Source organism: Tabrizicola sp., assembly GCF_036781545.1.
Classification (GTDB): Bacteria; Pseudomonadota; Alphaproteobacteria; order Rhodobacterales; family Rhodobacteraceae; genus Tabrizicola.
This window is the reverse complement of sequence record NZ_DAIQAT010000097.1, coordinates 1-6884: the sequence shown is the minus strand read 5'-3', so window position 1 is coordinate 6884 and position 6884 is coordinate 1. Positions and strand designations below refer to the sequence as shown.

General features: G+C 67.5%; 5 protein-coding genes and 1 pseudogene. All 6 read right to left on the bottom strand.

What is annotated here, in order from left to right; genetic code table 11:
- Nucleotides 1–167: 167 nt before the first annotated feature.
- Nucleotides 168–1088, bottom strand: a complete 921-nt coding sequence (lpxC, locus tag V7Q39_RS13985; protein WP_333817217.1) for a UDP-3-O-acyl-N-acetylglucosamine deacetylase — start codon at nucleotides 1086–1088, stop codon at nucleotides 168–170.
- 193 nt (nucleotides 1089–1281) lie between these two features.
- Nucleotides 1282–2931, bottom strand: coding sequence for a cell division protein FtsZ (ftsZ, locus tag V7Q39_RS13980; protein WP_333817210.1), 1650 nt, complete (start codon nucleotides 2929–2931; stop codon nucleotides 1282–1284).
- A gap of 197 nt (nucleotides 2932–3128) precedes the next feature.
- Nucleotides 3129–4463, bottom strand: a complete 1335-nt coding sequence (gene ftsA / locus V7Q39_RS13975) for a cell division protein FtsA (protein ID WP_333817209.1) — start codon at nucleotides 4461–4463, stop codon at nucleotides 3129–3131.
- The gene (locus tag V7Q39_RS13970) at nucleotides 4460–5356 is read right to left on the bottom strand and encodes a cell division protein FtsQ/DivIB (protein ID WP_333817208.1); all 897 of its coding nucleotides are present in this window, start codon (nucleotides 5354–5356) and stop codon (nucleotides 4460–4462) included. The genes ftsA and V7Q39_RS13970 overlap by 4 nt, the downstream gene beginning before the upstream one ends.
- A complete protein-coding gene (locus tag V7Q39_RS13965) occupies nucleotides 5344–6264 on the bottom strand; it encodes a D-alanine--D-alanine ligase (protein ID WP_333817207.1) in 921 nt (306 codons plus the stop codon). Before V7Q39_RS13965 ends, V7Q39_RS13970 begins: the two co-directional genes overlap by 13 nt.
- Nucleotides 6265–6303: 39 nt before the next feature.
- Nucleotides 6304–6884: pseudogene (locus V7Q39_RS13960) on the bottom strand (UDP-N-acetylmuramate dehydrogenase); the annotation flags it as partial.

Below are 6884 nucleotides of genomic sequence, written 5' to 3'. Positions count from 1 at the left end.
GCCGTCTTGAGGAACCCTGCGCCGGGCCTTCTGCCTGACATTCTTCGCCTATCCAACCTGCAGCCCGGGCGGTTTGCCCACCCTCGGCTCGTCTCGTTGCGCCCGTCCTAGCACAGAAAAATCCGGGGCGCAAAACGCCTTTCGCGTCTTTCGATGGTCAGTCCGGGTCAGTTGCGCGCGGGCATGTCGCCGAGGTGGACACCCACGCCCGGCAGCTTGCCCAGGGTGCGCGGCCCACAGTCGACCAGCGCATAGGCCGAAGGGTCGGCGAAAAGCGCCCGCAGAAGGCGGTTGGTCAGGGCATGGCCCGCCCGTTCGCCCACATAACGGCCCAGAATCGGCCCCCCCGCCAGCGCAAGGTCGCCCACCGCATCCAGCATCTTGTGCCGCACGGGTTCGTCGGCATGGCGCAGGCCGCCGGGCGAAAGCACCTGGTCGCCATCGAACACCACCGCGTTCTCCAGCGTGCCGCCCAGGGCCAGGCCACGGGCGCGCATCGCATCCACGTCCGACTGGCGACAGAAGGTGCGGCTGTCCGACAGTTCGCGCACGAAGGCGCCGTTGGCCATGTTCAGCCGCCGCGCCTGGACGCCGATGGCCTTGTCGGCAAAGTCGATACGGAAGTCGATCTCCAGCATCTCGGCCGGTTCCAGCCGAGCCACCGCCGCACCCTCGCGCACCTCGACCGGCTTCAGCACGCGGATGGCGCGCACCGGCAGGTCCTGCTCCTCGATTCCGGCCGCAAGGAAGCCCGCGATGAAGGGCACCGACGAGCCGTCGAGAATCGGCACTTCCGGCCCGTCGATCTCGATCAGGGCATTGTGGATGGCGAAGCCGGCAAGCGCGGCCATGATATGCTCGATGGTGGAGACCGAAACGCCATCGGCGTTCTCGATCACCGTGCACAGCGTCGAGGGCGTCACCGCATCCCAGCGCGCCGGGATCATCGGGTCGCGGTCGGCCACATCGGTGCGGCGGAACCAGACCCCGTGATCGGCCGCGGCCGGGTGCACGACCATGCGGACGGGTTCGCCGCCATGCAGGCCGACACCGGTAAAGACGGCAGGGGATTTCAGCGTATTCTGCACAGTCTCGCTCAACCTCATGTGGAGCGGGTTCGACCCGTTCCGATTGAAAGGTTAAGTATTCCTTAGGGGATTGAAGCTCAACTCACTCTTTGTGACGGTATGTGACAGGTTTGAAGCAAGCCACAAGCCGTTGATCCAAAAGGAAAAGGCCCGGTCTCCCGGGCCTTTCGTAAAGGTTGATACCGCGTTCTTTTCAGTTCGCCTGGCGGCGCAGGAAGGCAGGGATCTCGATCCGGTCCTGGTCCGAACCCATGTCGTGATCGTCGTCATAGGCCGTGACCGGCGGCTGGTTGCGCGCAGCCGGGGCGGCTTGCGCGGCCTCCAGATGGCCCGCCATCCGGTTGATCAGCGAGCCGATGCCGAAGCGCGGTTTCGCCGCAGCCGAGGCCGGGGCAGCCACCGGGGCCGGGGCAGCCACCGGGGCCGGACGGGTGAACTTCGCCGGGGCACTGCCCGGACGGCTCACTGCGGCCTGCAGCCGCGCCAGGGCCTCGGGCGAGGGCTGGCCAGCCGCGCGCGGACGCGGGGCGACGAAGCCCGACGGATCGGCCTCGATGGCCGCGGGGGTCGAGCGCACCAGCGTCGGCTGGGCGACAGGCTGCGGACGATAGGCCGGGGGCGGCAGGTCGTCGGCGATGGAAAGATCGTCAGCGTCCATGTCGGCGCGCGACGCCGCGGCGTCGAAGGCCGCATCGGCCACTTCATCGACCTCTTCCTCGAAGGCGACGCGGTCTTCCATCACCGGCTCGGGCGCGGGGGTGTAGCTGGGCGTATAGGCCGCCGCGCGCGGGGCCTCCGGCTGCGGGGCGGGGGCCAGCGTCAGCGGCGTGCTCATCGACCGGCGCGCAACCGGCGGTTCCGCCTTGTTCGCCGCCGAAGCGTCGATCCCGGTCGCCACGACCGACACGCGGATGCGGCCTTCCATCGCGGTATCCAGCGTGGAGCCGACGATGATGTTCGCTTCCGGGTCCACCTTCTCGCGGATGATGTTCGCGGCCTCGTCCAGTTCGAACAGCGTCAGGTCATGCCCGCCGGTGATATTGATCAGCACACCCTTGGCGCCGTTCAGGCTGATCTCGTCCAGCAGCGGGTTGGCAATCGCCTTCTCCGCCGCCTGCACCGCGCGATCCTCGCCGGTCGCCTCGCCGGTGCCCATCATCGCCTTGCCCATCTCGTCCATCACCGCACGGACATCGGCGAAGTCGAGGTTGATCAGGCCGGGCCGCACCATCAGGTCGGTCACGCCCTTGACGCCCTGGTACAGCACGTCATCGGCCATCGCGAAGGCCTCGGTGAAGGTGGTGCGTTCGTTCGCCAGCCGGAACAGGTTCTGGTTCGGGATAATGATCAGCGTGTCGACGACCTTCTGCAGGGCCTCGATGCCCTCTTCGGCCTGCCGCATCCGCTTGCCACCCTCGAACTGGAAGGGCTTGGTCACGACGCCGACGGTCAGCACACCCAACTCCCGCGCGGCCTGCGCGATGATCGGGGCTGCGCCGGTGCCGGTGCCGCCGCCCATGCCGGCGGTGATGAAGCACATATGCGCCCCGGCCAGGTGGTCGACGATTTCTTCGATCGTCTCTTCCGCCGCAGCGGCCCCCACCGTCGGCCGGGCCCCTGCCCCAAGACCTTCCGTCGCCTTGACACCCATCTGGATGCGCGCGCCCGCCCGGCTTTGCTGCAAGGCCTGCGCATCGGTGTTCGCCACGACGAACTCGACGCCTTCCAGCATCTTGTCGATCATGTTGTTCACCGCATTGCCGCCCGCCCCGCCCACACCGAACACGGTGATGCGCGGCTTCAGCTCTTCACGCTCCGAAGTCATCGTCAGATTAAGTGCCATGGGTTTGCCTGTCCGTTGTCCGCCGCCTGTTTTATCGGGCCTTTCTCGCGTGAATTCCCCTGCGGAAGGCCGACTTATCCCCGATTCTATCCACATGCATTGCAAAGGTCACGCAAAAACTATTGCGCAACCACGAAATCTGGGGGTCAAACCCCCGAAATCAGCGGTATTTCGCCCTTCGCTCGTGGATATGGTGTTCACCAGTTATCCTTGAACCATTTGACGGCCCGCCGCAGCGAGCGTGCAGGGTAGCGTTCGGCCGGAATCTCGAAGTCCCACCATTCGTCCTGCGGATGCGCGGCAAAGAGGCACAGGCCCACCGCGCTGGCAAAGGCCGCCCCCGTCGCCGCCTGCGGCAGGCCCTGCACCCGCAGGGGCCGACCCAGACGGACCCGCTGGCCCAGAACCCGCGTGGCGATGCCGTCCAGGCCGGGGATCTGGCTCGCGCCCCCCGTCAGCACGATCTGCTGGCTCGGCAGCGTGTCGAAACCCGCCGCGTCCAGCGTGGCACGCACTTCCTCCAGGATTTCCTCAACCCGGGGCCGCATGATGCCGATCAGTTCCGTCCGGCTGATCTGGCGGCGGTCCTTCTCCCAGTCGCCCGAGTCCCCGCCGATGTCGATCATCTCGCGGTCGTCCATCCCGGTGGCGTAAAGCCCGCCGTGGCGCGTCTTGATCCGCTCGGCCACCGCCATGGGAATCTGCAGCCCCTTGGAGATATCGGAGGTCACATGGTCGCCGCCCATGCGGACCGAATCCGCATAGATCATATGCTTCTTCATGAAGATCGAGATGCCGGTCGCGCCGCCGCCCATGTCGATGCAGGCCGCGCCCAGTTCCTGCTCGTCCTCGACCAGCGAGGAAATCGCCGAGACATAGGCCGAGGACGCAATCCCCGCGAGTTCAAGGTCGCAGCGCTTGATGCAGTAAAGCAGGTTCTGCACCACATCGCCCTCGACCGACAGCAGGTGCATGTCCACCGCCAGCCGATGCCCGATCTGCCCACGCGGATCGCCCAGGCCGGACCGGTGGTCCAGCGCAAAGTTCACCGGCTGGGCGTGCAGCACTTCGCGGCCATGCCCCAGGTCCGGCACGTCGCAGGCCGCCAGCACGCGGGACACGTCCTGTTCCGACACCACCGAATCCTGCAGGTCCAGCTCGCCCGCCAACCCGTAGCTGCGCGGCTCCGCCCCCGAGAAACAGGCGATCACATGGTCGACCCGCACATTCGCCATCTTCTGCGCCGCCTGCACCGCGGTGCGGATCGCGCGCTCCGTCTCGTTCATCACCGCGATCTCACCGAAGCGGACGCCACGGCTGCGGGTCGTCGCCGCCCCGATCACCCGGAACTGGCTTTGGCCCGCCATCGGCCCGACGCCGTCCTGTTCGCGCAGCCGGTCCGGCCCGTCGAAGCGCAGGATCAGGCAGGCGATCTTCGAGGTGCCGACGTCCAGGATGGCGATCACGCCGCGCTGCATGGCAGCCCGACGCATGTTCCGCATGGCGCGCTGGGAAGTATAGAGATCGGTCACAATGCGTTCTCCACAGTGTCTAGGCCCTGCGCGCGACGGATATCGGCAAGGGCTTTGGGGGTGAGGCGAAGGGTCGGGCGGTGGTCCGACCGCAGGTCGACGGTCAGGATATCGCGGTTCATCAGGTCCTGTGCATGATCCAGCGCCAGAAGGCGTTCCAGCGCCTGAACCGGGTTGGTGGCGGGCAGGAGCACGCGCTGGTTACGGTCCAGCACCAGGTCCCAGCGCCGCTCGCCGACCCGCACCAGCCCGCGGATGCGCGGGGTCAGCGGCCCGGCGGCGGCGATCAGGTCCAGCGCTTCCGGCGTGGCGATGTCGGCGCCCTCGCCCGCGACCAGCGGCAGGTCGGCCCGGTCGGCCCGGGCGCGAAGGCCCGCGACCCGGTGGCCGGTCTCGTCGACCAGCGTCAGCCCGTCCTCGGTGCGCCAGACGGCGACCGGGACGCGCTCGGTGATCAACACCTGCAGGATGCCGCCCGACCGCACCCTGAGGTCGGCCTTCTGCACCGCATCCAGCGCCTCGATTCTTGCCCGCGCCGCATCCAGGTCAATGTCGAAGGACGACATCGGCAGGGGCAGCGCCAGCTTGGCCCGCACCGCCTCGGCCAGATCGTCCGACGCACCCTCGACCCGCGCCAGCGAGACGCGGAACTCCGGCCGCGCCTCGAACTCCGCGCGCAGATGCGTCAGCTGGCCGATCACCGCCTGCCGGTTCGGCTCATGGCTGAACCACAAGGCGGTGGCCCCCAGGATCACGAGCACGGGGATACCCTTGAACACGAAGCCCCGCACATAGGGCGTCAGCATCCAGCGTTGCAGCCGGTAGTCCCATTTCGACGGAGCCGGATCGCGGCGGACCCGGGGCGCAGGGCGGCGGGCGATCAGCGATTGCATGACGCATCCCTCACCAGCCAGTCGCACAAGGCCGGAAAGCTGATTCCGTGATGTGCCGCCTGTTCAGGGGCAAGCGAGGTCGGCGTCATCCCCGGCTGGGTGTTGGTCTCCAGCAGGATGATCCCGTCCACGCCCCGGCTGTCGTCCCAGCGCATGTCGGTACGCGACAGCCCCCTGCAACCCAGCGCCACATGGGCCCGCAACGCATAGTCCAGACAAGCCGCCGTCACATCGTCGGGCATATCCGCGGGCAGCTGGTGCCGGCTGCCTCCCGGCTTGTACTTCGCGTCATAGTCGTACCAGCCATCGGTGATGATGTCGGTCACCGCCAGCGCGCGGTCGCCCATCACCGATATCGAAAGCTCGCGCCCCGGCGCATAGGTCTCGACCATCACGACCGCAGGCATCGTCGACGCCAGCCGCGGCGCATTCGACCCCGGCTGCACGATATAGACCCCGACCGAGGACCCCTCGTTATAAGGCTTCACCACATAGGGCGCGGGCAGGACATGCCCCGCCTCGACCTCTTCCCGCGTCGCCAGCACGCTTTCCGCCACCGGAAGCCCGGCGGCGCGGTAGACCTCCTTGGTCTTGACCTTGTCCATAGCCAACGCGGACGCCAGCACGCCGGAATGGGTATAGGGGATGTTCAGCCACTCCAGCAGGCCCTGGACGCAGCCATCCTCGCCCCAGCGGCCATGCAGCGCGTTGAAGCAGACATCGGGCTTCAGCTCGGCCAGCCGCGCAGGCAGATCGGGGCCGCAATCGACCTCCGTCACCTTGTAACCAGCCTCCCGCAGGGCCTTGGCGCATTCGCGCCCAGAGACAAGCGACACCTCCCGCTCTGCGGAAGGCCCACCCATCAGAACCGCCACTTCGGGGGCCATCCTGCTCGATGCGCCCGCCATACACTGCCTCATCCGGGTCTTATGCGACCCGTGATATCGTTAGTCCTGCGGATATTCTCCGACCCGCATGATTTCCCACTCTAGCGCGATGCCGCTTGATTGGAAAACCTTTTTTCGCACTTCCTCGCCCAGATTTTCCAGATCGGCGGCAGTCGCCCCTCCGGCGTTGATGAGGAAGTTGGAATGCATGGTCGACATCTGCGCCCCGCCCAACCGCGCCCCGCGCATCCCGGCGTCGTCGATCACCTTCCAGGCCTTCAGCTCATGCGTGTCGTCCGCCTTCCCGGTCGAGGATCGCCCCGCCGGATTGCGGAACGTCGACCCCGCGCTGCGCTCCTTCGTCGGCTGGCTGGCGTCGCGCTTCGCGATCTGCTCGGCCATCTTCGCCTCCAGCGCCGCCGGGTCGCCCGCCTGCGCGCGGAACACCGCCGAAACGATCACCGCATCCTGCGGTAGCTCGCTCTGCCGGTAGCGCAGGTTCAGCGCGCTCGCGGGCAGGACTTCCACCCTGCCCTCGCGCGTCACGATGCGGACCTCCTCCAGCACATCGGCCACATAGGACCCGTAGCAGCCCGCGTTCATCCGCACCGCGCCGCCGATGCTGCCCGGAATGGTGCGCA

Bases quoted from the DNA above. Each gene is read 5' to 3' on its own strand.
- ftsZ (WP_333817210.1), bottom strand. From the start codon at position 2,931: ATGGCACTTAATCTGACGATGACTTCGGAGCGTGAAGAGCTGAAGCCG.
- V7Q39_RS13970 (WP_333817208.1), bottom strand. From the start codon at position 5,356: ATGCAATCGCTGATCGCCCGCCGCCCTGCGCCCCGGGTCCGCCGCGAT.
- V7Q39_RS13965 (WP_333817207.1), bottom strand. From the start codon at position 6,264: ATGGCGGGCGCATCGAGCAGGATGGCCCCCGAAGTGGCGGTTCTGATG.